Source organism: Polynucleobacter sp. 86C-FISCH (assembly GCF_018882415.1).
In the GTDB taxonomy this organism is placed as follows: Bacteria; Pseudomonadota; Gammaproteobacteria; order Burkholderiales; family Burkholderiaceae; genus Polynucleobacter.
In genome coordinates this window covers 1,126,732-1,151,551 of sequence record NZ_JACVOL010000001.1, presented here as the reverse complement: position 1 = coordinate 1,151,551, position 24,820 = coordinate 1,126,732, and the positions used below count along the sequence as shown (strand labels likewise).

The 24,820-nt window shown below is 46.8% G+C and carries 21 protein-coding genes and 2 pseudogenes; 11 read left to right on the top strand and 12 right to left on the bottom strand.

Annotated elements, in window-relative coordinates:
• The first annotated feature begins 5 nt into the window (after positions 1 to 5).
• On the top strand, positions 6 to 851 hold the full coding sequence (pyrF, locus tag ICN10_RS05755; protein WP_216213573.1) for an orotidine-5'-phosphate decarboxylase: 846 nt from the start codon (positions 6 to 8) through the stop codon (positions 849 to 851).
• A gap of 21 nt (positions 852 to 872) precedes the next feature.
• Here pyrF and mtgA read toward each other — a convergent pair whose 3' ends face one another.
• The 6 genes from mtgA to mpl are packed head-to-tail and all read right to left on the bottom strand — an operon-like array spanning position 873 to position 7,656.
• Positions 873 to 1,616: a monofunctional biosynthetic peptidoglycan transglycosylase gene (gene mtgA / locus ICN10_RS05750; RefSeq protein WP_216213570.1), complete on the bottom strand. Its 744-nt coding sequence runs from the start codon at positions 1,614 to 1,616 to the stop codon at positions 873 to 875.
• Positions 1,617 to 1,625: 9 nt separating this feature from the next.
• Positions 1,626 to 2,531: a shikimate dehydrogenase gene (gene aroE, locus ICN10_RS05745; protein WP_216213566.1), complete on the bottom strand. Its 906-nt coding sequence runs from the start codon at positions 2,529 to 2,531 to the stop codon at positions 1,626 to 1,628.
• Positions 2,532 to 2,575: 44 nt separating this feature from the next.
• Positions 2,576 to 3,463, bottom strand: coding sequence for an energy transducer TonB (locus tag ICN10_RS05740; protein ID WP_216213564.1), 888 nt, complete (start codon positions 3,461 to 3,463; stop codon positions 2,576 to 2,578).
• Entirely contained in the window at positions 3,447 to 5,498 is a 2,052-nt protein-coding gene (locus ICN10_RS05735) for a ribonuclease catalytic domain-containing protein (RefSeq protein WP_216213561.1), read from the bottom strand. Before ICN10_RS05735 ends, ICN10_RS05740 begins: the two co-directional genes overlap by 17 nt.
• Before the next feature lie 2 nt (positions 5,499 to 5,500).
• Positions 5,501 to 6,235: a 3-oxoacyl-ACP reductase FabG gene (gene fabG, locus ICN10_RS05730; RefSeq protein ID WP_216213558.1), complete on the bottom strand. Its 735-nt coding sequence runs from the start codon at positions 6,233 to 6,235 to the stop codon at positions 5,501 to 5,503.
• 20 nt (positions 6,236 to 6,255) lie between these two features.
• The gene (gene mpl, locus ICN10_RS05725; RefSeq protein ID WP_216213556.1) at positions 6,256 to 7,656 is read right to left on the bottom strand and encodes a UDP-N-acetylmuramate:L-alanyl-gamma-D-glutamyl-meso-diaminopimelate ligase; all 1,401 of its coding nucleotides are present in this window, start codon (positions 7,654 to 7,656) and stop codon (positions 6,256 to 6,258) included.
• Positions 7,657 to 7,682: 26 nt separating this feature from the next.
• On the opposite strand from mpl, the gene ICN10_RS05720 reads away from it, so the two are divergent.
• The 7 genes and pseudogenes from ICN10_RS05720 (at position 7,683) to ICN10_RS05695 (ending at position 13,388) form a co-directional block, all read left to right on the top strand.
• Complete coding sequence (locus ICN10_RS05720; protein WP_216213553.1) at positions 7,683 to 8,210, top strand: TlpA disulfide reductase family protein; 528 nt, start codon at positions 7,683 to 7,685, stop codon at positions 8,208 to 8,210.
• 250 nt (positions 8,211 to 8,460) lie between these two features.
• Positions 8,461 to 8,910 carry a type II 3-dehydroquinate dehydratase gene (aroQ, locus tag ICN10_RS05715; protein ID WP_216213548.1) on the top strand — a complete coding sequence of 150 codons (450 nt, stop codon included), beginning with the start codon at positions 8,461 to 8,463 and terminating at the stop codon, positions 8,908 to 8,910.
• A 36-nt stretch (positions 8,911 to 8,946) separates the two neighbouring features.
• Positions 8,947 to 9,411: an acetyl-CoA carboxylase biotin carboxyl carrier protein gene (accB, locus tag ICN10_RS05710; protein WP_216213543.1), complete on the top strand. Its 465-nt coding sequence runs from the start codon at positions 8,947 to 8,949 to the stop codon at positions 9,409 to 9,411.
• Positions 9,412 to 9,463: 52 nt separating this feature from the next.
• Positions 9,464 to 10,828 (top strand): acetyl-CoA carboxylase biotin carboxylase subunit, encoded by a 1,365-nt coding sequence (accC, locus tag ICN10_RS05705; protein ID WP_216213539.1) that lies wholly within the window; start codon positions 9,464 to 9,466, stop codon positions 10,826 to 10,828.
• 16 nt (positions 10,829 to 10,844) lie between these two features.
• Positions 10,845 to 11,765, top strand: a pseudogene (gene prmA / locus ICN10_RS10145) (50S ribosomal protein L11 methyltransferase); the annotation flags it as partial.
• Positions 11,754 to 12,374 (top strand): DUF3426 domain-containing protein, encoded by a 621-nt coding sequence (locus ICN10_RS10140; protein WP_255536876.1) that lies wholly within the window; start codon positions 11,754 to 11,756, stop codon positions 12,372 to 12,374. The pseudogene prmA and the gene ICN10_RS10140, both read left to right, overlap by 12 nt.
• Positions 12,375 to 12,428: 54 nt before the next feature.
• Positions 12,429 to 13,388 (top strand): carbohydrate kinase family protein, encoded by a 960-nt coding sequence (locus ICN10_RS05695; RefSeq protein WP_216213533.1) that lies wholly within the window; start codon positions 12,429 to 12,431, stop codon positions 13,386 to 13,388.
• A gap of 90 nt (positions 13,389 to 13,478) precedes the next feature.
• On the opposite strand, the pseudogene ICN10_RS05690 reads toward ICN10_RS05695, so the two are convergent.
• The 5 genes and pseudogenes from ICN10_RS05690 to ICN10_RS05670 form a co-directional block, all read right to left on the bottom strand.
• Positions 13,479 to 13,939: pseudogene (locus tag ICN10_RS05690) on the bottom strand (histone H1-like DNA-binding protein).
• 332 nt (positions 13,940 to 14,271) lie between these two features.
• Positions 14,272 to 15,456, bottom strand: coding sequence for a ribonucleotide-diphosphate reductase subunit beta (locus ICN10_RS05685; RefSeq protein ID WP_216213531.1), 1,185 nt, complete (start codon positions 15,454 to 15,456; stop codon positions 14,272 to 14,274).
• 44 nt (positions 15,457 to 15,500) lie between these two features.
• Entirely contained in the window at positions 15,501 to 18,425 is a 2,925-nt protein-coding gene (locus ICN10_RS05680) for a ribonucleoside-diphosphate reductase subunit alpha (RefSeq protein ID WP_370626218.1), read from the bottom strand.
• Positions 18,426 to 18,756: 331 nt separating this feature from the next.
• Complete coding sequence (gene ampD / locus ICN10_RS05675; protein WP_255536818.1) at positions 18,757 to 19,575, bottom strand: 1,6-anhydro-N-acetylmuramyl-L-alanine amidase AmpD; 819 nt, start codon at positions 19,573 to 19,575, stop codon at positions 18,757 to 18,759.
• Between the two features lie 3 nt (positions 19,576 to 19,578).
• Entirely contained in the window at positions 19,579 to 20,427 is an 849-nt protein-coding gene (locus ICN10_RS05670) for an inner membrane protein YpjD (RefSeq protein ID WP_216213525.1), read from the bottom strand.
• A 20-nt stretch (positions 20,428 to 20,447) separates the two neighbouring features.
• On the opposite strand from ICN10_RS05670, the gene ffh reads away from it, so the two are divergent.
• The gene (ffh, locus tag ICN10_RS05665) at positions 20,448 to 21,830 is read left to right on the top strand and encodes a signal recognition particle protein (RefSeq protein ID WP_216213524.1); all 1,383 of its coding nucleotides are present in this window, start codon (positions 20,448 to 20,450) and stop codon (positions 21,828 to 21,830) included.
• 29 nt (positions 21,831 to 21,859) lie between these two features.
• On the opposite strand, the gene ICN10_RS05660 is transcribed toward ffh, so the two are convergent.
• Positions 21,860 to 23,602, bottom strand: a complete 1,743-nt coding sequence (locus tag ICN10_RS05660; RefSeq protein WP_216213521.1) for a proline--tRNA ligase — start codon at positions 23,600 to 23,602, stop codon at positions 21,860 to 21,862.
• A 48-nt stretch (positions 23,603 to 23,650) separates the two neighbouring features.
• Between ICN10_RS05660 and ICN10_RS05655 the strand changes: the two genes are divergently transcribed.
• Positions 23,651 to 24,250, top strand: coding sequence for an RNA pyrophosphohydrolase (locus ICN10_RS05655; RefSeq protein ID WP_215348297.1), 600 nt, complete (start codon positions 23,651 to 23,653; stop codon positions 24,248 to 24,250).
• Positions 24,247 to 24,810, top strand: a complete 564-nt coding sequence (locus ICN10_RS05650; RefSeq protein ID WP_216213518.1) for a CNP1-like family protein — start codon at positions 24,247 to 24,249, stop codon at positions 24,808 to 24,810. Before ICN10_RS05655 ends, ICN10_RS05650 begins: the two co-directional genes overlap by 4 nt.
• Positions 24,811 to 24,820 lie beyond the last annotated feature (10 nt).

The following is a 24,820-nucleotide window of genomic DNA, read 5'->3' as shown; positions in this document are numbered from 1 at the left end:
ATCCAATGAACTCTCGCTCAAATACCTTTAACCAGCAACTCCAGTCCGCATGGGCTTCCCAAGGCAGCATGCTGTGCGTTGGTTTTGACCCAGACCCAAAGCGCTTACCCCCATCCCTACAAGGGAAACCAGAGGGCATCTATGAGTTCTGTCGCGAAATCGCTGATGCGACAGCGGATTTGGTCTGCGCCTTCAAGCCTCAGTTTGCCTACTTTGCCTCCCAAAGAGCCGAGGCTCAACTAGAAAAACTGATTCAGCATCTTAAAGATAAATACCCCCATATCCCCGTAATTCTCGATTCCAAGCGTGGGGATATTGGCAGCACCGCAGACCATTACGCTCTGGAGGCCTTTGATCGCTATGGCGCCGATGCGGTAACTGTAAACCCCTATATGGGCTTTGACACGATTGAGCCCTACCTCAAGCATGCAGGTAAAGGTGTCATTGTCTTGTGCCGCACATCGAATCCCGGTGGATCTGATTTGCAGTTTCTGAATGTAGCCCCAAATGGTGAGCCGCTCTATCTTCATGTGGCCAAACTCGCTGCGCAGCAATGGAACCAGTCTGGTCAGATTAGCCTGGTCGTTGGAGCAACCTTCCCAGAAGAAATCGCCAAAGTACGAGCTATCGTTGGTGAGATGCCTCTGCTAATTCCAGGTATTGGTGCTCAAGGCGGTGACATTGATGCAACCGTCAGCGCCGGAAAAGTCCCAGGCAAGCCAGGAACTGGGATGATCATTAACTCTTCCAGGGCTATTCTGTACGCTAGCTCCGGAAGCGATTTTGCAGAAGCCGCCAGAGCGGTTGCCCTGAGCACGCGTAATGCTCTCAGAGCTGCAACAAACAAATAACCAAGAAATTGCTAAGCGCTCTTACTTTTTTGGGTAAGGCGCTAATGCAACCCGATCCATACCTTCCAAGATAAATTCTTGGCGAGCAGAGTAATTAATACTTCCACGGCGGCAATACTGCTGCTTATCAAAACACTTGGGTGCAGGTAATGCTGAAGCTAGTGCAGCAGACTGATTTCGGTCAAGCGCCGCTGGACTTGTAGCGTAATAGTGCTGGGATGCAGCACCAACTCCAAAAATACCCTCGCCCCACTCCACAGAATTGAGATAAATCTCATACATCCTCTGTTTTGAAAGGGTTAACTCCAAAAGCCCAGTGATGATGAGCTCTTGCCCTTTGCGCAAATAGTTTTGCTCCGAGGAAAGAAATAAATTCTTTGCTAACTGCTGCGTAATAGTTGAGCCACCTCGCAAAGCTGTTTTTGATTTATTGCCTGCTTGAGTTTTTTGCTGATTTTGCTGTTGATTCTTCTGCCAAGCTTTTTGCATATCCTCTACCCGCACGCCACTGTGCTGAAAGAAGATATCGTCTTCACTGACCAGAACTGCGCGCTTGAGATTATTGGAGATCTTGTCGTATGGCACCCATTGAGATTGCATGGAGCAACTCCAATGCCATGAGCACAGACGCCAACGCTCTGCCCTTTGAAAAGCAGTACTGCTTGGATCCAGACCAGTCCATAAGGCAATCTGTAGAGCAAAGAAGATTTGCATCGCCACAAATCCTGCTAGCAAACATTTCACTGGATAGAGAAGCCAGCGCATCAAGATAATTTAGCTACGGAGCTCTGCCAACACTGCGCGAGGATCAATTAAATTTGCCAAGTGTGCACCACGCCATAGTAAGAATGCATCAGCCGCCTGCTCGACCAACATACCAAGGCCATCACTTACTCGTGCACCCCGTTGAAGAGCTTGCTGCATAAAAGCAGTAGTTTTGCCATAGACCATGTCATAGGCAAAAGAGCTGGGTACAAAAATATTGCTCACTGCCTGCGAACTCAAAGGCGATTCATCCGTCAGACCAGCAGCGGTGGCATTGATGACCAAATCAAATGGGTACTGTGTTTTTGCGGGATCCTCAAGATCACCTAAAGTCCGAGACTCTAGCGCCACCTCTTTGGATGCTGCTAGATCAGCAAAGAGTTTGACCAATTCATCTGCTTTAGCACTGGAGCGGTTTGCAATGATGAGAGCTTTAGGAGCTTGCTCCAACAAAGGACCAATCACGCCGCGCGCAGCTCCACCAGCGCCAATCAACAAAATGCGGGCGCTATGCAGATCAATACCTTGGGCCAAAAGATCGCGCACTAGACCAGCACCATCAGTATTGTCACCAAAAATTTTGCCCTCTGTTTTCCACAAAGTATTAACGGCGCCCGCCAATTGTGCGCGTGGTGTTAATACATCAGCCAGGTTTTGGGCATCTAACTTAAAGGGTACCGTGACATTCATACCTTTGCCACCTGCAGCAAAAAACGCTTTAGCTGCTTGCGAAAAAGCATCCACATCAGGCTGAAGACGGCCATAGTGCATACGCTGCTTTGCTTGTTCTGCAAAACGTTGATGAATTGCCGGAGATTTGCTATGGGCAATCGGATTACCAGCCACAGCATAAACATCCACGCCAGCAAAGAGGCTTGGGTCTGTATGCAAAGGGGTGGTATTCGTGGAACTCATAATGACTACAGAATAAGCGAATTTATAAAGTTAGTTAAATAGCTTTAATGACGTAGCTCTAGACGATCCACTCCATCGCGTGTGAACTCGAAAGTGGAGATCCAATCCAATACATCAATTTGATTGCGCATTTCCGAAGGAAAAGGACCAAAGGGGGCTGAAGCCCTAACGATGGCAAGGGCCTGACGATCCAACTCAGGATTGCCAGAACTGCGGCCAATAGAAAGCCCATCCTTACCTTGGGCGTTCGTGGTGATTCTTCCTTGGTTATCTACACTCACCACAATCACCAAGCTGCCATATAAGGGGCGCCCATTCGCCCTTGGGAAAAATGCGCTGCCATAAGCCTCAATTTTTTGGCGCATGGCATCGTAATAGTGTGCAAAGCTCACTGCTTTTGTATTGGCGCCAGTCAGCACCTTGCGTCTTGGCTCTCTGCCATCAGACTGGAGCCGCTTTGCTAACTCAGCTTCTAAAGAATTAAGTTGCGGTGTAATTTTTTGCTCATCGCCGCTTTTACGACCACCAGAGCGATTGCGCTGCTCATCTAGCTTTGCGAGCATTTGCTTTTGCTGCCTCTCCAAAACCTCAAGTCTTGCTTCCGCCCCCAATCTAGCGCGATGCAGTGCTGTAGCATCTTGATTCTCTGTTTTACCGCCACCCTGTAAATCGGCTTGAGCCAATTTGCTCGCTTTTTGAGGTGGCGTTTTATTGCTGGCATTAACCAAAACCACGCTCAGGGGAGTATTGAGTCGGCGATTCTGAATTTCCCCAACACCCCAGCGAAAAGATAAGAACACAAGATGAATCAGAATGGAGGCGCATAAGGCAAAGCGAAATGGATAACGATTCCATACGCGATGCAGATAATGCAAGGCTTTACCGAGTCTCTCAGGACACGGAATCTCAAGAGATTTAAGCTGGGCTAGCATCTTCTTCAGGTTTGTCTAATGACTCTGGCTCCAGCCCCGACTCTATAGCTTGATCAGCTGATTCCTTTTCAGGAGCCTCCAACTTTGCTTCAATTTCTAGAACACGAACACCTGCGCTAAGTTGCAATAAATCTACATCGGCAATCACTACTTCTGCACGCGTCATGCGGGGATGCGTTGCTAACTCAGGAATAGGTAGGTGCAATGGCACTAACTCCACTCGAGACATGCCTTCTTTCAAATGACGGACATACACAGTCTTTGATTCACCATCTTGCGTAATCCAACGTAAGCACCAATATTTTTCTAGTCGGTCTTGGAACTCTCCATACGCTTGATAGCAAGACTCGAAGTCAGCAGCAATGCCCATCAGCGTAGCATCTCGCGGTGGAAATGGTGCAACCATTTTGGCAGTCACACCATGCTTTGCAAGCGCAATCAATTGCCATTGATTGACCAGGTCGGAATATCGACGCAAGGGAGAGGTACACCAAGCGTAATAGTCCAAACCCAAACCTTCATGCGGTCCTGGAGTGGTTTGCATGCGAGTGCGCAGTGGGCCCCAGCCCTTCTGAGTTCTAAATAATCCTGGAAGACCGTGGTCGGCAAGAAGCTGACCTGAGGCGCTGTTACAGAAGATCATCCACTCAGCAACAATGGTGTCCAAAATGGAGCCACGCTGACGCGGCAAAATATCAACGCGCTGAACCCCATCCACCTCTTGAATCTGGAAGTGAAAGTCTCTTGCCAGAGCGTTAGGATCCACAAGCCCCAGTTGCTCGGCACGTAAGCCATTTGCCACGCGCTTTTCTTGGCGACCCGCATGAAGATGTTTAGCGGCTTGCCACAAAATGGCTAACTCTTTGCGATAAGGATAGCTAGAACCATCATCAAGCAAACTCTCTTCGCTCACAAGATGCTCAATATCTTCCAGACGTAAATTGGCTGCCATAGGCACCATCTCTGCACGCATCTGCAAAGTCGCTCGATTGACGACCCCCTGAGAATCAATATCAACATAGATCGATAAGGCGGGTCTTGGCATTCCTTCATCTAAGGAGAATTGCTCAATGACTGAATCAGGCAACATCGTAATTTTGTCGCCAGGAAAGTACGCCGTAGACATGCGATTACGCGCAACTTGATCCAAGGGATCATCTTTTGAAATGGCCAAACCTGGAGCAGCAATATGAATTCCTATCCGATGCCCGCCCTCAATTGGCGTGACTGATAGGGCATCATCAATCTCAGTAGTACCGGAATCATCGATAGAGAATGCCTGCACTTGGGCGATTGGAAGCTCAGCAATAGCAGATGCATATGCCGCTTGATCAACCCCAACAGCCGGATTGTGATCCGCACCATTCGGAAAGTGCGCCTTCAGAAACAGTCCCTGGTGATACGCTAAAGGCGAATCAATTGCGCCACAACGAATCATCAACTGAGCCGGAGATTCACCGGTCTCGGTACAGGCGGAAATAAGAGCTTTGTACGCAGAAGTATTTTTATCGGGAGAAAAAAGTAATTGCTTGGCTGAAGACTTGAGCGTTTCAGGAAAAGTTCCATCAACTAACTCTTGCTGCCAAACCGATTGCTGCTCAAGCTCTTTTTGCTTACGCTCTAAAGCGGCCAGCCCGGCCTGCAGCTGTTCTAATGGCGCTCTCTGAAAGCGGCCACGTCCTTTGCGACGAAAGAAAACGGGGGCTCCCTGCAAAGCAATTGCTAGTGCAACTTGTTGTGGAATGCTGGCTTGTGATCCAAAGTACTCATGCGCCACATCAACTAAACCAAATTCTTCATCTGGTGCGCAATCCCAAAGCAACTGCAAATCAATATCGGCAGTCAGAGTTCCTGCTTCGTCTATAGCGGCCTGTGCTTCTGGCTTTTCAAAGCGCAACCAAACCTCTTTAGCTTTGAGCTTGATCTTTTTTCCGGAAAGACTGGTTGCCTGCCAAGACTCTGCATCCCCAGTACCTGATGCTGACTGCACTGTGGCGATCTTGATGTCGCCACCTTCTTCATATAAAAGATTCATGCTTAGAGCGAGATCCCGCCGCTGGCCTCTAATGCCACTCCATTGACATAGCTCGCTTCATCACTAGCCAAGAACAGATAAACGTTCGCCATTTCAGTAGGAGTGCCTAAGCGACCAAGCCAACTGCGCTTTTCAATGTCTTGCAAAATATTTTCTGGCATGGCTTTGACCATCTCTGTTGCAATGAAACCTGGACATACCGCATTTACTCGTATTCCCTTAGGACCGAGCTCGCGTGCCCATGTTTTAGTAAAGCCAATGACGCCAAATTTTGTAGCTGAGTAATTGGTTTGACCAAAATTACCGTATAGACCCACAACACTGGATGCGTTGACTACCGCACCAGAGCCAGCCTCGAGCATGTGCGGAACAATCAATTGGGTGCAATTAAATACACCTTTCAAATTGACATCAATCACCGTATCAAACTGAGCTTCGGTCATCTTAATCAAGCGCGCATCTTGAGTAATGCCTGCGTTATTAATCAAGATGTCAATGCGTCCATGCTTTTGCATCACCTGGTCAACTACCGATTGAATGCTGGCACGATCAGTCACATTCATGGCATAGCCTTCGGAATTCAAGACTTGTGCTGCAGCGCTGTTGACAGCTTCTTGGTTGATATCGGTAATGATGACCTTGGCACCCTCTTGCGCAAAACGCTGGGCAGTAGCAAAACCAATACCCTTAGCGGCACCGGTGATGATGGCTACTTTGTCTTTTAATCTATCGCCCATTTTTTGCTTTCTATATTTTGTTACTTTGCCAAAATGGCTTTTAATAGTTTTTGATGCACGCCACCAAACCCACCATTACTCATAACCAAAATATGATCACCTGGCTTGGCTTCATGTGCAACTGCTTTAACTAAAGCCTCAAGATCATCGAAAGCTTGTGCTTTGCCCTGCTCTTTTGTATTGAGTGGAGATAAGACCTCAGCCAAGTCCCAACCCAATGACTCTTTTCCTGAGTTTGCGCCATAAGCAAATACTTTATCGGCTGCCTCAAGACTTCCAGGAAGCTGAGCTTTCATCACACCAAGCTTCATTGTGTTTGAACGTGGTTCCAGTACAGCTAAGATGCGCGCTTTTCCAACGCGGCGACGCAAACCATCAACGGTAGTAGTGATTGCAGTTGGGTGATGTGCAAAATCGTCATAGACCGTAATGTCATTTGCAACACCAATGGTTTCTAGACGACGCTTCACATTCTTGAACTCTGCCAACGCACGCGCAGAATCTGCAGGAGAAATACCAATGTGATTGGCAGAAGCAATCGCCGCAAGAGCATTTAGTTGATTGTGTCGACCCATGACACCTGAATCCATCGCCCACTTTACTGTTGCCACTTCTTTACCAGCCTTGCGCACAACAAAACCGTCATTCTCCTGTGAGATTAATGACCATTCATTTGCAAGTTCTTGACCAAAGCGCTCTACAGGGGCCCATGCACCACGCGTAATGACACTTGCTAAAGCAGGCTCTTCGCCATTTACCACCAATAAACCATCGCCCGGCACGGTGCGGACAAGATGATGAAACTGGGTTTCAATTGCAGCAAGATCCGCAAAGATATCCGCGTGATCAAATTCCAAATTATTTAATAAAGCAGTGCGTGGTCGGTAGTGCACAAACTTACTGCGCTTATCGAAAAATGCAGTGTCGTATTCATCTGCTTCAATGACAAAATATTTACTCTCACCCAAGCGCGCAGATACCGTGAAGTTCAGAGGCACCCCACCAATCAGGTATCCAGGTTTATAACCGTTGAATTCCAAAATCCAAGTCAGCATGGCTGAAGTAGTTGTCTTGCCATGTGTGCCAGCAACCGCTAGAACATGTCTGCCGTATAAAACTTGTTCGCCCAACCATTGCGGACCAGAAATATAGGGCAAGCCTTGATTGAGAATCGCCTCCATTAAAGAATTGCCGCGAGAAACCACATTGCCAATTACAAATAAATCAGGCATGGTCTCAAACTGAGATAATTGATTGGGCGAAAATCCCTCAATCAGTTCGATGCCTTGAGCTTCAAGCTGCGTACTCATTGGTGGATACACGTTGGCATCGCAGCCAGTAACGCGGTGTCCAGCTTGTCTGGCGATTGCGGCAATGCCGCCCATGAAAGTACCGCAAATGCCCAGGATATGTATATGCATTTACGAATTTTAGCGAAGGAGCTGTAATGAACCGCAGACAATGGATCATCATCGTCGTAATTAGTCTTTTGGCACTAGTTTCAGGCGTACTGACTTCGCAATGGATTTATAAAACTGGTTTAGCTGGCGACCCTGCCGTAAAAGCGTTTCTTGAAAATCCTTGGCAAACCCCAGATGGAAAAGCAGCCAACACCCAAGAATGGCAAGGAAAAGTCCTGGTTGTGAATTTTTGGGCCTCCTGGTGTCCCCCTTGCGTTGAAGAAATGCCTACTTTAGATAAGTTGCAACAAGAGTTTTTAAAGCAAAACGTCTTATTTGTCGGTATCGGTATCGATTCACCCTCTAATATTCGTGAATTCCTTGAAAAAACCCCAGTTAGCTATCCGATCATGATTGGCGGATTGCAGGGCAGTAATCTTTCTAAGCAAATGGGAAACTCCCAAGGCGCCCTTCCTTACACCATCATCATTAATGCCAAAGGGAAGTCCAGCTATAGCAAATTAGGCAAGATAAGCGAAGATGAGCTCAGAAATGCCATTAAATCCGCTTTATAAGTATTTTTATTGAGTTTTAATGATGAAAACTTAAAGCCATTCCACCACAATTTCAGGCAATAAATTCAATATTTTTCAATATCTGCACTTAAAAGTTTCGAAAATTCCTATTTTTGGGGCAACTTTTTGGTCTTATACCGCCCTTATAAAGGTATACTTTCCCTCATAAGCAATAAAGCATGAAGTTGTATGTAGGGCACAAAGCCCAAATCGTCAATTAACGCTTAACTGCCTCTAAAAATAGGGATCTATGTCGAAAAAAGCTTCAATTCTCGTAATTCAAGGCCCAAACCTAAATCTATTAGGCACCCGTGAACCCGATGTTTACGGCAAAACAACCCTAGAAGACATTCATCAAAAGCTTGGTGAGCTAGCTAAAGCGCAATCTGTTGATCTAAGCACCTTTCAAAGCAATCATGAAGGCGAGTTAATCGACCACATTCAGAAGGCCAAGCAAGATGGGGTTGATTTCATCATCATCAACCCAGGCGCCTTTACTCACACCAGCGTTGCTCTACGCGATGTATTGGCTGGTGTAGCCATTCCATTTACCGAAGTTCATTTATCAAATATTCACCAGCGTGAAGAATTCCGCAAGCACTCCTACCTGTCTGATATTGCAACGGGAGTTATTTGTGGGCTTGGCGCCATTGGCTATGAATTAGCTTTGCAGGCAGCGATTACACGTTTAAAGAAGTAAATCTATTTAAAGAATTACAAGAGAGGAAGCACTCGCATGGATCTGAGAAAACTAAAAACCTTGATCGACTTAGTCTCTGAGTCAGGTATTTCTGAGTTGGAAGTAAATGAAGGCGAAGATCGCGTTCGCATCGTAAACGCTGGTTCTCCAGCTCCTGCTGGCCAGGTGGTTTACGCCAATCCAGCGCCTGTACAAGCCATGCAAGCTGCGCCAGCTGCCAGCGCACCCGCCCCAGCGGCAGCTGTTGAAGCGCCTGCCGCTGAAACTGGTTTTGTTGCGAAGTCTCCTATGGTTGGGACTTTCTACCGTGCACCAAATCCAGAATCACCAAACTTCGTCAATATCGGCGATACCGTCAAAGTAGGCCAAACTCTTTGCATCATTGAAGCGATGAAGCTACTCAACGAAATTGAATCTGAGCATGCCGGTGTAGTTAAAGAAATCCTCTGTGAAAACGGTCAAGGTGTTGAGTTTGACCAGCCTCTTTTCATCATCGCCTAATAAGATCGACTTAGATCTATTCCAATTCACTGTTACTTAACTCAGAGCCGACATGTTCGATAAGATTCTGATTGCCAATCGGGGAGAAATTGCTCTCCGCATCCAACGCGCATGCCGCGAGTTGGGAATTAAAACTGTTGTGGTGTACTCCACCGCAGATAAAGAAGCGAAGTATGTGAGGCTTGCCGATGAAGCTGTATGCATCGGGCCAGCACCATCTCCGCTTAGCTACCTCAATATGCCCGCGATTATTTCTGCGGCAGAAGTAACTGACGCAGAAGCGATCCATCCTGGCTATGGATTCCTTTCTGAAAATGCTGACTTCGCAGAGCGTGTAGAAAAATCGGGTTTTGCATTTATCGGGCCTACAGCAGCATCTATTCGCTTAATGGGTGACAAGGTTTCTGCTAAACGCGCCATGATTAAAGCAGGCGTGCCTTGCGTTCCTGGCTCCGAGGGTGCTCTTCCCGATAATCCAAAAGAGATTGTTGCAACCGCTAAAAAGGTTGGTTATCCCGTCATCATTAAAGCCGCTGGCGGTGGTGGTGGTCGCGGTATGCGCGTAGTTCACACCGAAGCTCACCTCATTAACGCTGTCAATATGACACGCGAAGAAGCTGGACGTGCTTTTGGTAATCCAGAAGTCTATATGGAGAAGTTTTTAGAGAAACCTCGTCACGTAGAGATTCAGATTCTTGCTGATACTCATGGCAATGCCATTTGGCTAGGTGAGCGTGATTGCTCTATGCAGCGTCGCCACCAAAAAGTGATTGAAGAAGCTCCAGCTCCTGGCATTGATCGTCGTTTAATCGCCAAAATTGGTGAACGTTGTGCAGAAGCCTGTCGCAAGATTGGTTATCGCGGCGCCGGTACATTTGAATTCCTGTATGAAAACGGTGAATTCTTCTTCATTGAGATGAACACCCGCGTTCAGGTAGAACATCCAGTTACTGAAATGATTACTGGTGTGGATATTGTTCAAGAACAGATTCGCATTGCAGCTGGCCTCAAGCTCAGCTACCGCCAGAAAGATATCGTTTTCCGCGGACACGCCATTGAGTGCCGCCTAAATGCCGAAGATCCTTTCAAGTTCACTCCAAGTCCAGGCAAGATTGGTTCATTCCATATGCCAGGTGGTCCCGGTATTCGTGTCGACTCGCATGCATATAGCGGTTACGTAGTGCCGTCTAACTATGACTCCATGATTGGCAAATTGATTTCTTACGGCAATACCCGTGAGCAAGCTATTCGCCGCATGCAAATTGCCCTCTCCGAAATGGTGATTGATGGCATCACGACCAATGTGCCACTCCATCGTGAATTGATGTTGGACCCCAACTTCATTGAAGGCGGAACCAGCATTCACTACTTGGAGCATCGCTTAGAAGAGCAAGCTGCAAGTCGCGGCAAATCCTAATTAATGCGAGCGTCTCATGTCTTATCGTGAACTGGTATTCACGGTAGCAGCCGAAACCGCAGAACCTTTAGGTGATGCGCTTTTGGACTTGGGCGCCTTATCCGTCACCGTCGAGGATGACGCTGCTGGTGGATACGATGAAAATCCTCTCTACGGAGAGCCAGGGCTTTCACCGGAAGTGCAAGCTTGGGATCGATCTTCAGTAACCGCCCTATTTAATCCTGAGATTGACGCTTCTGGCAGCGCGGAATTTATCCCGGAGCTGCTTGCTTCCTTAAAAGAAGCAGGCTTTAACTTGGCGCCCCCTCAAGAAAAAACAGTTGAAGAGCAAGACTGGGTACGACTTACTCAAAGTCAATTTGCACCTATTCAAATTGGTGAGCGCATTTGGGTAGTGCCTTCATGGCACGATGCGCCAACCGATCCAAATGCGATTTGCCTAGCCGTTGATCCAGGGCTTGCCTTTGGCACAGGTAGTCATCCCACTACCCATTTATGCCTACTTTGGCTTGAGCAACAAAATAATCTTCAGAGCCAGAGCCTTTTGGATTATGGCTGTGGCTCAGGAATCTTAGCCATTGCTGCAGCTAAGTTAGGTTGCAATCCTGTTATTGGCACTGATATCGACCCACAAGCCATGGTTGCAGCGCGTAGCAATGCAGAAATCAATAACACCACCATTCGCTTTGTTCTACCAAACGAAGGTGCAATCGAACTCGCCGCGGAAACCAAATACGACATCGTTATGGCCAATATTTTGGCCAACCCACTGCAAGTGCTTGCTCCTGCGCTGGTAAATAAAATGAAATTGGGCGGTCGGATTGTTTTATCGGGCGTACTTGCACGCCAAGCTGAAGAGGTAATTGCTACTTACAGTCAATGGCTAACGCTTTCAGTCTGGAAAGAGAGCGAAGGTTGGGTTTGCTTGCATGGCACCCTCAATCAAGATAAGCAAAGTGCTGCCAATAATCCTTTTGCTCCATCTGCTCAAAAAAAAAGTCTTAAATTAGTCCTTTACTCTGGCTTATTGCTGCTCTTACTGGTTTTTGGAGAGCATCTTTCAAGAAATTCATTGCTGCCAGCGCTTGCACCACGCGTTGATGGCACATCAAATTCTTTTTTCGTGAATTCATTTTCTGTTTTACAGCGTGTGGATGCAAAACTTTGTCGCACACTGGGATGTCTAGATCGCGCTGTAAGCGATTTTGCCGCTTGGAAAATAACTTCAGCCACACTTTCACCAGAAAACGCGCGAGAAGGGCTTAAAAGCGTCGCAAATCAATCTATGCTGCAAGTTGAGATACAAAATCGTCTTGCTATTACCGTTTTACCGCCAAATTTAGAAATTACTTTGACTGATGCAGAAGAATCTGAAATCAAATCACTGCAATTTACCCCGCAAGAATGGCTTCCCAAAACTTGGCAAGAGACTCATCCTGATTTTTTAAAAAAGGGTGTCCCTTCTGGCGAGCTTTTGCAGATTGAGCTACCTATTTCACTTCCACCAAATGCCGCGGGTTATCGCGTGCGGGTGCTCTACCCCTAAATCCATTCATCAACATCACATTTATCTCCTCATTTTTTATAAAGAAAGCAATTTATGGCTAGCTTGATCTGTGGCTCTATCGCCTACGACACCATCATGAACTTTGAAGGCAAATTTGCCGATCAAATCCTGCCTGAGCAGATTCATATCCTGAACGTAGCCTTTTTAGTTCCAACCATGCGTCGCGAATTCGGCGGCTGCGCAGGCAATATTGCCTACAACCTCAATCTTTTGGGTGGCGACCCCATCATCATGGCTACTGTTGGAGGCGACGCAACACCGTACATGAATCGTCTTAATCAACTCAAGATTGATGCCAGCCATATTCGCCAGATCGAAAATGCGTTTACCGCCCAAGCCATGATCACCACTGATCAGGCAAACAATCAAATTACCGCCTTCCACCCGGGTGCAATGGGTGAGTCACACCTAAATCAGGTTTCTGCAGTTGTTGCGGAGCGCAGTAAAAACGCTAAAGGCCCTGCGAAGTTGGGAATTGTCGCCCCCGATGGTCGTCAAGGCATGTGGGAGCACTGCCACCAATTGGCCGATGCCAATATTCCATTTATCTTTGATCCAGGCCAAGGCTTGCCGATGTTCAACGGCCCAGAGTTGCTTGAACTAGTTGATATCGCCAGCTACTTAGCCGTAAACGACTATGAAGGTGAAATGCTTTCGCAAAGAACAGGGTTGAGCTTGGCAAAAGTCGCTGAGCGAGTAAAGGCGCTGATTGTTACCAAAGGTGCTGAAGGGGCCGATATCTATGTTGATGGCAAATGTATTGCTATTCCGCCAGTACCAGCAGCAAAAGTGGTTGACCCAACTGGTTGCGGTGATGCATTCCGCGGCGGCTTACTCTTTGGGTTAGAAAATGGCATGGACTGGGAGACTACCGGTCGCCTGGCAAGTCTCATGGGATCAATCAAAATTACCCATCAAGGACCACAAAATCACCAATTAAGCAAAGATCAGATTGCCAGCCAATTTAAAACGGCGTTTGGCTTTAGTTTCTAAGCATTCTTTGGCTTTTCTCTAAGCCATCCAAAATTCAGGCAATAAAAAAAGGGGTCTCGTGAGAGACCCCTTCTAGTAACACCCGTCTGTTTAAGGACGTGTGCCAGTTGGGAAGGGCCAAGCAGCGGCAGGATTCAACGCACTAGTCGCTGGTGCAGCTTTCTTAGCCGCGGGCTTTTTTACAGCGGAGCCCGCTTTCTTCGCAGCAGGCTTACTTACTTTTTTTTTGCTACTTTACGAGCAACTTTTTTAGCAGCTGGTTTTTTTGCTACTTTACGAGCTACTTTTTTAGCAGCAGGCTTCTTAGCAGCAGCTTTTTTAGCAGCAGGACGCTTTTTAGCTACTTTTTTAGCAGCAGGCTTCTTAGCAGCTACACGCTTCTTAGCAGCAGGACGCTTTTTAGCTACTTTTTTAGCAGCAGGCTTCTTAGCAGCTACTTTTTTAGCAGCAGGCTTCTTTTTAGCTACTTTTTTAGCAGCAGGCTTCTTAGCAGCTACTTTTTTCTTAGCAGCAGGTTTTTTTGCAGCAGGTTTTTTCTTGGCGATTGCCATAGTAATACTCCTTCACGTGAGGATTAGTACAAACTACATTAAGAAGACCCGACCACTCATTTCCGCCTGGTTTTGCAACCTTTTGGATCTGACGAGCGAGCCATTCATCGGCGCGCGGCTTGATACTAAGTGCTGCACGCTAATGAATCCTGGAAAAAAAGCCGTGGCCCCGAAGGACAACGGCTTCTTAAATACGGTGGAAAAAATAGAGGGAATAGCCCAGGCACCCTTGAGCAAGGGTTTTCGGATTTGAGTCTGGTTTTGCTGACTTCTAAAACTATCCAACCGTCTAATCTCCTATTTAGCCAGTTGTGCGCTTTACTTCCGTCTTACTACTCCCAACTAAGCGCACCACCGGTTTGATACTCAATAACGCGTGTCTCAAAAAAGTTTCGTTCTTTTTTCAGATCAATCATTTCTGACATCCATGGAAATGGATTCTCTTCATTTGGGAACATCGCGTCAAGTCCTATTTGCAAACATCTGCGATTACAAATGTATCTTAGGTACCCTTTGAACATCGGAGCGTTCAATCCGAGCACTCCGCGAGGCATCGTATCTTCAGCGTAACGGTACTCTAATTCGACCGCTTTTTCGAAGATAGATTTGATCTCGTCTTTGAACGCGGAAGTCCATAACTGCGGGTTCTCCAGCTTGATTTGGTTAATTAAATCGATACCAAAATTGCAGTGCATAGACTCGTCGCGAAGGATGTATTGATACTGCTCAGCAGCACCCGTCATTTTGTTTTGACGACCCATTGCAAGTATTTGCGTAAAACCAACATAAAAGAACAAACCTTCCATCACGCAAGCAAAAACAATGAGTGAACGGAGCAATGTTTGGTCAGCTTCTAGAGTGCCAGTCTTGAAATTTGGATTGGTAAGTACATCAATATAAGGAATCAAGAACTCATCTTTGGCGCGGATTGACTCAATCTCGTTGTACGCATTGAAGATTTCAGACTGATCTAAGCCTAAAGATTCCACAATATATTGGTACGCATGGGTGTGAATCGCCTCCTCAAAAGCCTGGCGCAATAGGTATTGGCGGCATTCTGGAGCGGTAATGTGGCGATAAGTACCCAAAACAATATTGTTTGCAGCCAAAGAATCGGCTGTTGTGAAGAAACCAAGATTACGCTTAATAATGCGACGCTCATCTTCTGTCAGGCCATTTGGATCTTTCCAAAGCGCGATATCGCGGTTCATATTGATCTCTTGTGGCATCCAATGGTTTGCACAACCTGCCAAATACTTCTCCCAAGCCCATTTGTACTTAAATGGAACCAACTGATTTACGTCAGTCTTAGCATTAATCACACGCTTATCAGCGGCATTTACACGCAAAGCTGCGCCGCCAGATAAATTAGCGGCCGCCACTGGCGCAGGTGCTGCAGCTTGTGGTGCCATTGCCACTTGATCTGGCTGTGGACGTTGTGGCTCCACTGCAACCGGCTGCGGTGCAATACCAACTTTCGCTAGCGCTGGAGCAACTTCCTCTTCCCAATTCAACATAACTCTCTCCTAATTCTTATATTTATCACCAATAAGCGAATCGCTTATTGGCATGCTTCACATTCTTCAAATCCTGCATCGCCTGGGCGCATTGTGCAAACCGGACCGTCCGCCTCAACACCGCCACCAGCAGCAGCTGCAGCTGCATCAGTACCATTTACGCCGCCGCCACTAGAAACAGAGTTCAACTGACCGCTAGCAACAGTTGATTTCTCAACGTGAGTAGCAGCCATTGTGCGGAGGTAGTAAGTCGTCTTCAAGCCGCGCAACCAAGCCAACTTGTAGGTGTCATCCAATTTCTTGCCAGAAGCGCCGGCCATGTAGATATTCAATGACTGTGCTTGGTCAATCCACTTTTGACGACGTGAAGCTGCCTCAACCAACCAGGTTGGCTCAACTTCAAAGGCTGTTGCGTACAAATCACGCAAATCTTGTGGAATGCGATCGATCTTAGACAAAGTACCGTCAAAGTACTTCAAATCGGCAATCATGACTTCATCCCAGAGGCCGCGATCTTTCAAATCACGCACTAAGTACTCGTTTACCACTGTGAATTCACCAGAAAGGTTAGATTTCACGAACAAGTTCTGGAATGTCGGCTCGATACAAGCAGAAACACCAATAATGTTGGAAATCGTTGCTGTTGGAGCAATCGCCACGCAGTTTGAGTTGCGCATGCCGTGTTGCTTGATACGTGCACGCAAACCGCTCCAGTCCATAGTGGAAGAGTTGTCTACCTCTACGTAACCGCCACGCTCAGCTGCCAACATCGCTACTGAATCCTGCGGGAGGATGCCGCGATCCCACAATGAACCTTTGTATGTGCTGTAAACGCCACGCTCTTCAGCCAATTCATTGGATGCTTGATAAGCGTAGTAGCAAACCGCTTCCATAGAAGAATCAGCAAACTTCACTGCTTCGTCACTAGCGTAAGGAATACGTTGCATATGCAAGCAATCCTGGAAGCCCATGATGCCCATACCGACCGGACGATGCTTCAAGTTGGAGTTACGAGCTTTAGCTACTGCGTAGTAGTTGATATCAATCACGTTGTCCAGCATACGCATTGCAGTGCGAACGGTTCTTTGGAGCTTCTCGTGATCCAAAATCATCTTGCCGTTGGCATCAGTTGTCATGTGAGCGGTTAAGTTCACAGATCCCAAGTTACAAACCGCAATCTCAGTCTCGTTTGTATTGAGAGTGATCTCAGTACAGAGGTTAGATGAGTGAACTACGCCAATGTGCTGCTGTGGACTACGGATATTGCAAGGATCTTTAAATGTGATCCATGGGTGGCCAGTTTCAAACAACATACCGAGCATCTTGCGCCACAATTGCTGCGCTGGAATGCGGCGGAATGGCTTCAACTCACCACGATCAGCTTTTTGCTCATAAGCAACATAAGCTTCTTCAAAAGCTTTACCAAACTTGTCATGCAAATCAGGGGTATTGGATGGAGAGAACAAAGTCCAATCGCCACCTTCCATAACGCGCTTCATGAACAAGTCAGGAATCCAGTTAGAGGTATTCATGTCATGGGTACGACGACGATCGTCACCAGTGTTCTTACGCAACTCCAAGAACTCTTCGATATCTAAGTGCCATGTTTCCAAGTAGGCGCAAACCGCACCCTTACGCTTACCGCCTTGGTTAACAGCAACAGCAGTGTCATTCACCACTTTCAAGAATGGCACAACACCTTGTGATTTACCGTTAGTACCTTTGATATGGCTTCCCAAAGCACGAACGTTAGTCCAGTCATTGCCCAAACCACCGGCAAACTTAGACAACAAAGCATTTTCTTTCAATGCTTCGTAGATGCCATCAAGGTCATCATCTACAGTAGTCAAGTAGCAGCTAGAGAGCTGTGGACGTGTTGTAGCTGAATTGAACAATGTTGGTGTGCTGGACATGAAATCAAATGTAGAGAGGATTTCATAGAACTCGATTGCACGACGCTCACGGTCCAATTCATTCAGAGACAAGCCCATTGCTACGCGCATAAAGAAAGCCTGTGGCATTTCAATGCGACGGTCTTCAATGTGCAAGAAATAGCGGTCATACAAAGTCTGCAAACCGAGGTAGTTAAATTGCAAATCGCGGCTAGCATTCAAGGCTGCAGCCAGGCGTGGCAAATCAAACTCACGCATGCGTGGGTCTAACAATTCAGCAGAAATACCTTCGTTGATGTACTTAGCAAAATAAGTGCTGTACTCAGCCTGCATGTCGCCTTGCAATACTTCTTTGCCCAAGATTTCTTTACGAATCACGTGCATCAAAATGCGCGCAGTTACTTGGCTGTATGCAGGATCTTTTTCAATCAATGTGCGGGATGCCAAGATCGCGGAGTCATACACCTGAGCCATTGGTACGCCGTCATACAAATTCTTAATGGTTTCAGTGATGATTGGGGTTGCATCAATATGTGTTCCCAAGCCTTCACAAGCAGCTTCTATCACCGTGCGCAAAGCGGCCATATCTAACCACTTCTCAACACCGTTGTCACTGACTTTGATGCCAGACTCACCGGCCTGATTAGCGGTTTGTGCTTCTTGTGAAACTTCTTGCTGAGCAGCACGTTCTTGGTTGCGCTTTTCACGATAGAGAACATAGGCACGAGCAACGTTGTGCTCGCCACTACGCATCAAGGCCAACTCAACCTGGTCTTGAATATCTTCAATGTGGAACGTGCCACCGTTTGGACGGCTACGCAATAATGCGCGCACAACAGAATGTGTCAGTTGCTCAACTTGCTCGCGAACGCGTGCAGATGCAGCACCTTGACCGCCATTAACTGCTAAAAATGCTTTAGTTACAGCAATGGCAATTTTGGATGGTTCAAAAGCAACAACGGAACCGTTGCGGCGAATGATTTTGTAATCAGACAATTGTGTTGCCTGAGTGCCACCAACACCACCAGCTACAAAGCCGGCGGAAGGGGCTTGATTCATTGCCCCTGCAGGACTCATTCCTGGGTTATTCGCTCCAGCGGATTGGTCTGCTGTCTGTGGATTAGCGTATGTCATGTTGCTCCTGCGTCTATATATAGTTATTTGGACAAAATATCGTTAAAAAAACAATGGGGTATTGCTGGATTCAAACACTACATCTAGTGTCTTGAAGTGCATTAGGCACTAAGTATAGGGAAATATTTAGTATTTGGTAAGCTATTTATTACAAATATTTACTAGTACTTTTACTAAGTTTTCCACTTATTTTGGGGTCATTTTGGTGCGGATTTTTTAGCCCTTTTTAGACAAAGGCTGTAAAAGTAAGCGGACGCTCACATACAAAACTTGCTTATCGGGAATCCAAACCAAAGGGCAGTTTTTTGGCAGAAATTCCTGTCTCTTTTTGGAACTTTTTCCAATCAAAATTTATTCCAGGATCCGTTTTACGCTCAGGGGCAATATCGCTGTGTCCAGCAAATTGCAAATCAGGGTATGAGTTTGTCAATTTTTGAATGAGGTCTGTTAAGGCCCGGTATTGAACGGCCTCAAATGGTGTATCACCATCACCCTCTAACTCAATCCCAATAGAAAAATCATTGCACTTTTCTCTACCAAGAAACTCAGAAACCCCAGCATGCCAAGCTTTCTTGCGAGTAGATACGAACTGCACCAACGATCCAGAGCGTGTTATCAGGAAATGGCTTGATACTTTTTGATCGGCAATCTCCGCAAAATAGGGATGCTGATTTGGGTCTAGCTTGTTTTGAAAAAAATCCACGATATATCCACTGGAATCCCGCTCTCTAAATTCACCGGGTGGCAGACTAATGTGATGAATTACCGCAAGATCGGGTTGAATATTGTCAGGCCTGATATCTTGGTTAGGCGAAATGCGCCAATACGCATTACCAATCCAACCTTCAGAATCGAGGGCATACAGATGCTCTTTCGCGCAGTAGAAACGATCGTCATAAGCAATTGCTTCTGGTTGCGGAAGATGCACTTTGCAATATTGACACTGCACCATGACCTCAGGATCGGTAGCCTTCTTAGGCTTATCTTTACTGGGTTTTGGGGGATTTTCAGCATTGAGCTTAGCCTGCTTTTTACCTTTAATCCAAAGATAAACAAGGCCAGCACCTGCAATTAATAAAATCCACTTAAACAAGAATTACACTCTCTGCAAAATGACTTCAAGCACAAAGCGACTGCCTACATAAGCAAGCAGTAAAGCCGTGTAAGCACTTAATACCCAACGAATTGCAGCCCTACCGCGCAAACCTACTCGCCAGCGAGCCAAAAGTAATCCTGCAAACAAGACCCATGAGACCAAAGCAAATATTGTTTTGTGATCAAACACCAACGGCTTACCAAACAGAGTTTGAGAAAAGAGCAAACCGGAGAAGACCGTCAAACTTAGAAGTGCAAAACCAACGTAGAGCAAGTTGAACAGCAGACTCTCCATGGTCATTAAGGGCGGAAGGTCCTCCAACCAATGAGCTAGTCTTCCATTGGGAATAATGGCTAACTGACGATGCAGGGCACGATCTTGCACGCTCATGAGCATGGCGTGCATAGCTGCCAAACTCAACAAGCCCACTGCAACCGTCGCCACAACAAAGTGACCCTTGAACCAAGGGTCTGAAACTGCCTTAGGCGAAATTAAAACTCCAGGAAATAAATTGGGAAGGAATGCACAAATCAGCGCAAACATTAAAGCCATCCAACGCAGACTGGAGATGGGCAAAAACCAAGATTGAAACCAATAAAAGGCTAGGCCAACCCATGCAATTAAGGATAAATCTTGCGCAAAACCGAATACAAAGCCTTCCGGAGTGAAGACAGAGTCGTGAAGCTGCACCCCATGAATCACCAAAATTACAAAAATAGCGGCCTGCACCATGGCCGTTGAGAACCTAGACTCCACGCCGCTCTTGGCTTTGAAGCTTAAAACCAGCAAAAGCACTAAATAAAGTGCGGAAGGAAGCCATCCGTAACTTGAGTAACCTAAAATATCCATCTGGAAAGTCTAATCGATAAATGCTAGAAAACCTCACCGACCGCCTATCTCGCGTTGTTAAAACAATGCGGGGCCAAGCCCGCCTTACTGAAGCCAATACCGCAGAAATGCTGCGGGAAATCCGTTTAGCCCTATTAGAGGCTGACGTAGCGCTTCCAGTAGTGAAGTCTTTGCTTGAGCAAATTAAATTTAAAGCCCTTGGCGAGGAAGTGGTTGGAAGCCTCAGTCCAGGACAAGCTCTTGTTGGCGTAGTTCAACGTGAGCTAGCCCAAGTGATGATGGGCGACACCAATCAAAGTGGTGAACTCAATTTAGCAACTCAGCCACCTGCAGTAATCTTGATGGCTGGTTTACAGGGTGCAGGTAAAACGACCTCTGTTGGCAAACTAGCAAAATGGTTGCAAGAGAAAAAGAAAAAGAAAGTTCTCACCGTTTCATGCGACGTCTATCGCCCAGCCGCTATTGAGCAATTAGAAACTGTTACCAAACAAGTTGGTGCTGAATTTTTCCCAAGCGATGTTAGTCAAAAACCAAATGACATTGCGCTAGCCGCTCTTGACTGGGCACGCCGTCACTACTTTGATGTCGTCTTAGTCGATACCGCAGGTCGCCTTGGTATTGATGAAGCGCTCATGCAAGAAATCAAAACCTTGCATGCCAGCCTTAATCCAATTGAAACCTTATTCGTAGTTGATGCGATGCTCGGCCAAGATGCCGTCAATACCGCCAAAGCTTTCCACGAGGCTCTGCCATTGACCGGTGTGATTCTCACGAAGTTAGACGGCGACTCCCGTGGTGGTGCGGCCCTTTCAGTTCGCCAAGTAACCGGTGTACCACTCAAATTTATCGGCGTTGCCGAAAAGATGGATGGCCTTGAGGCGTTTGATGCTGAGCGCATGGCAAACCGTATTCTGGGCATGGGAGATATCCTTGCCTTAGTTGAACAAGCACAGCAGCATGTCGATGTTGCTAAAGCCGAAAAATTAGCCAGCAAGATTTCTAAAGGTGGATTTGATCTTGAGGATTTCCGCGATCAACTCATGCAAATGCAAAAGATGGGTGGCATGGCTAGCCTGATGGATAAGTTGCCAAGTCAAATGGCGCAAGCGGCTTCCAAAACTAATTTAAGTAATGCTGATAAACAAACCACACGCATGCGTGGAATTATTGACAGCATGACGCCTCAAGAGCGCAGAAAACCTGAATTACTGAAAGCCAGTCGCAAGCGTCGTATTGCTGCGGGCTCTGGCGTAGAAGTTCAAGAAGTCAATCGCCTGCTCGCACAGTTCGAGCAAATGCAAACCATGATGAAGCAATTCAAGGGTGGCAAAATGGCGCGCACCATGGCAAGCATGGCTGCAAAAGGAGCCGCCAAGGGTATTGGCGGACTCTTTAAGAAATAACTAAATCTAAAAGCTAATTAAGAGACGACCTAAGCGATTGATTGCTTAGCAGCTTGTACAGCAGCAATTACTTTCGCCTTAATTTCAGCTAGCGGGATGTTTTGGGATTCAGCATCAGTGCGGCCTTTGAATTCCACTTGAGAATCCGCTAAACCACGATCGCCAATGACTACACGGAACGGCGCTCCGATTAACTCCCAGTCAGCAAACATCGCGCCTGGACGCTCGTTACGATCATCCAAAATCACATCGACGCCTGCAGCCAATAGCTCATCATGCAATTGATCGCACGCAGCTTTTACTGCTTCTGACTTTTCGTAACCCATTGGGCAGATCACCACTTCAAATGGAGCCATCGAGATTGGCCAAATAATGCCCTTCTCATCATGCCCTTGTTCAATTGCTGCACCAAGTAGGCGGGTTACACCGATACCGTAACAACCCATCACCATTGGCTGAGCTTTGCCCTGTTGATCTAAGTAAGTACAACCCATCGCCTCTGAATAACGCGTGCCCAATTGGAATACGTGGCCCACTTCAATACCGCGGCAAATATCAACAACACCTTTACCATCTGGAGAAGGATCACCAATAACGGCATTACGAATATCCAAAACCAAAGGCTCAGGTAAGTCACGACCCCAGTTCACGCCGGTTAGGTGATGGCCAGCGTCATTCGCACCGCAAACAAAATCCGCCATATTAGCAACAGTACGATCAGCAACAACAGTCACGTCAGCACTCACGCCAACAGGACCCAAGTAGCCCGCAGGTGCATTACAAGCTTGCTTAATTTCGGCTTCTGTAGCAAAACGAGATTCGGCCATACCAGGAATCTTGCCAGCCTTTACTTCATTGAGCTCATGGTCACCACGCACCAACAACATAAAGAGTTTGGCTGGACCATTCTCTTGATCAGCAGCAAACAGCAAGGACTTCACGGTGGACTCAAGCGGAACATTTAAGAACTTAGCCACATCAGCGCAATTGGTTTTATCAGGCGTTGGAACTTTGCTCATTGCCGCTGAAGCTGCAGCACGATTGGCTATCAAAGCCAATGATTCCGCTGCTTCCAAATTAGCCGCGTAATCAGAGTTAGGGCAATACACAATCGCATCTTCACCAGTATCGGCAATCACATGAAACTCTTGACTGCCAGAGCCACCAATGGCGCCATTGTCAGCAGTTACCGCACGGAACTGGAGACCCATACGCTTGAAGATGCGGGTGTATGCATCAAACATGATTTGATAAGACTTCTTGAGACCCTCAACATCGCGATCGAATGAGTAAGCATCTTTCATGCTGAACTCACGACCACGCATGATGCCAAAACGAGGACGACGCTCATCGCGGAACTTCGTTTGGATTTGATAAAAGTTGACTGGCAATTGCTTGTAACTCTTAATCTCATTGCGAGCCAAATCCGTAATCACTTCTTCAGAAGTTGGCTGAATCAAGAAATCGCGATCATGACGATCTTTGATGCGGAGCAACTCTGGACCCATCTTTTCCCAGCGACCAGTCTCTTGCCACAATTCAGCGGGCTGAATCATCGGCATCAGCAATTCAATAGCGCCAGCACGGTTCATTTCTTCGCGAATGATGTTTTCAACCTTGCGAATCACCTTCAAACCCAGCGGTAGATAGTTGTAGATGCCTGCGCTGAGCTTGCGGATTAATCCTGCGCGCACCATGAGTTTGTGCGAAACCACCTCAGCGTCGGAGGGGGCTTCTTTTAGCGTGGCGAGAAATGATTGTGAGGCTTTCATGTATGGATATAATCAAATCGTTGATTTTAAAGGATTTGAGGCACGATCATGCTTGACCGTGAAGGGTATCGCCCGAATGTCGGCATTGTCCTCCTCAACAGCCGTAACGAGGTTTTCTGGGGAAAACGCGTTGGGCAGCATTCGTGGCAATTCCCACAGGGTGGGATTCAGCATGGTGAAAGCCCTGAACAGGCTATGTACCGCGAATTGCATGAGGAGGTTGGCTTACTGCCGGAGCATGTCCAAATTATTGGACGCACCAGGGATTGGCTTCGCTACGACGTCCCTGAGGAATACTTGCGCCGCCAAAACTCCACCCGGGTCCACCGTGCCGCCTATCGCGGACAAAAACAAATCTGGTTTCTCTTGCGTCTAGTAGGTTTAGATAGCGATATTCAACTGCGCGCTTCAGAGCATCCCGAGTTTGATGCTTGGCGCTGGGTTCCATTTTGGATTCAATTAGATGCGGTTATTGGATTCAAACGCGAAGTCTATCAATTGGCTTTATCGGAACTAGCACGTTATCTTTCCAGGGGCATGCGAATGCAGCAACTGGCATGGGGCACCCCACTGGACATGATCCAGTCTTTTTATGCTGGACACGAAGATCAATCCAAATCTTCAGAAAAATCAGACAAACCAAAATGAAAAAAACATTCCCCAGACTTGCCATTTACCTAAACTGCTTCGTCTTAGCAGTCTGTTTAGAAGGTTGTGCTGGTGACCCGCTTCAGAGTGGCCTAGATCCGTTTGCGCCGATGGTCTTTAAAGAGGGCACAACAACTATGCCCTTAAACCCACCCAATCAAGCCACTCTATTGCCTTTTTACGTATCACAACACACGATCTTCAAGTTTGCCGTGGATACAGACTCAATACTCATTGGAGCAGATGGAGTAACTCGCTATATAGTTGTCATGAAAAGCCCTAGCGGCAATGAACAAACGCAATATGAAGGTATTCGTTGCGATTCATTTCAATGGCGTCTATATGGCACACTTGAAAACGGAGCATGGAGAGAGAATCCTCTATCAACTTGGCGCAACATTCAAAACAATGTCCCAAACCGCTATCAAGCCTCCTTAGCTCAAGGTGCTTTTTGTAACTTCAATTCTCAAGAGAAAAACATCAAAACCATCTTAGATTCTCTGAATCCAAATGGCTTTATTGGCGGACAAAAGCCAACTAATTCATACGGAATTCAGTAAAAGAAAGTTC

Excerpts from the sequence above, each read along its gene's own strand:
- pyrF (WP_216213573.1), top strand. The coding sequence starts at position 6 with ATGAACTCTCGCTCAAATACCTTTAACCAGCAACTCCAGTCCGCATGG.
- mtgA (WP_216213570.1), bottom strand. The coding sequence starts at position 1,616 with ATGCGCTGGCTTCTCTATCCAGTGAAATGTTTGCTAGCAGGATTTGTG.
- aroE (WP_216213566.1), bottom strand. The coding sequence starts at position 2,531 with ATGAGTTCCACGAATACCACCCCTTTGCATACAGACCCAAGCCTCTTT.
- ICN10_RS05740 (WP_216213564.1), bottom strand. The coding sequence starts at position 3,463 with ATGCTAGCCCAGCTTAAATCTCTTGAGATTCCGTGTCCTGAGAGACTC.
- ICN10_RS05735 (WP_216213561.1), bottom strand. The coding sequence starts at position 5,498 with ATGAATCTTTTATATGAAGAAGGTGGCGACATCAAGATCGCCACAGTG.
- fabG (WP_216213558.1), bottom strand. The coding sequence starts at position 6,235 with ATGGGCGATAGATTAAAAGACAAAGTAGCCATCATCACCGGTGCCGCT.
- mpl (WP_216213556.1), bottom strand. The coding sequence starts at position 7,656 with ATGCATATACATATCCTGGGCATTTGCGGTACTTTCATGGGCGGCATT.
- ICN10_RS05720 (WP_216213553.1), top strand. The coding sequence starts at position 7,683 with ATGAACCGCAGACAATGGATCATCATCGTCGTAATTAGTCTTTTGGCA.
- aroQ (WP_216213548.1), top strand. The coding sequence starts at position 8,461 with ATGTCGAAAAAAGCTTCAATTCTCGTAATTCAAGGCCCAAACCTAAAT.
- accB (WP_216213543.1), top strand. The coding sequence starts at position 8,947 with ATGGATCTGAGAAAACTAAAAACCTTGATCGACTTAGTCTCTGAGTCA.
- accC (WP_216213539.1), top strand. The coding sequence starts at position 9,464 with ATGTTCGATAAGATTCTGATTGCCAATCGGGGAGAAATTGCTCTCCGC.
- ICN10_RS05695 (WP_216213533.1), top strand. The coding sequence starts at position 12,429 with ATGGCTAGCTTGATCTGTGGCTCTATCGCCTACGACACCATCATGAAC.
- ICN10_RS05685 (WP_216213531.1), bottom strand. The coding sequence starts at position 15,456 with ATGTTGAATTGGGAAGAGGAAGTTGCTCCAGCGCTAGCGAAAGTTGGT.
- ICN10_RS05680 (WP_370626218.1), bottom strand. The coding sequence starts at position 18,425 with ATGAGTCCTGCAGGGGCAATGAATCAAGCCCCTTCCGCCGGCTTTGTA.
- ICN10_RS05670 (WP_216213525.1), bottom strand. The coding sequence starts at position 20,427 with ATGGATATTTTAGGTTACTCAAGTTACGGATGGCTTCCTTCCGCACTT.
- ffh (WP_216213524.1), top strand. The coding sequence starts at position 20,448 with ATGCTAGAAAACCTCACCGACCGCCTATCTCGCGTTGTTAAAACAATG.
- ICN10_RS05660 (WP_216213521.1), bottom strand. The coding sequence starts at position 23,602 with ATGAAAGCCTCACAATCATTTCTCGCCACGCTAAAAGAAGCCCCCTCC.
- ICN10_RS05655 (WP_215348297.1), top strand. The coding sequence starts at position 23,651 with ATGCTTGACCGTGAAGGGTATCGCCCGAATGTCGGCATTGTCCTCCTC.
- ICN10_RS05650 (WP_216213518.1), top strand. The coding sequence starts at position 24,247 with ATGAAAAAAACATTCCCCAGACTTGCCATTTACCTAAACTGCTTCGTC.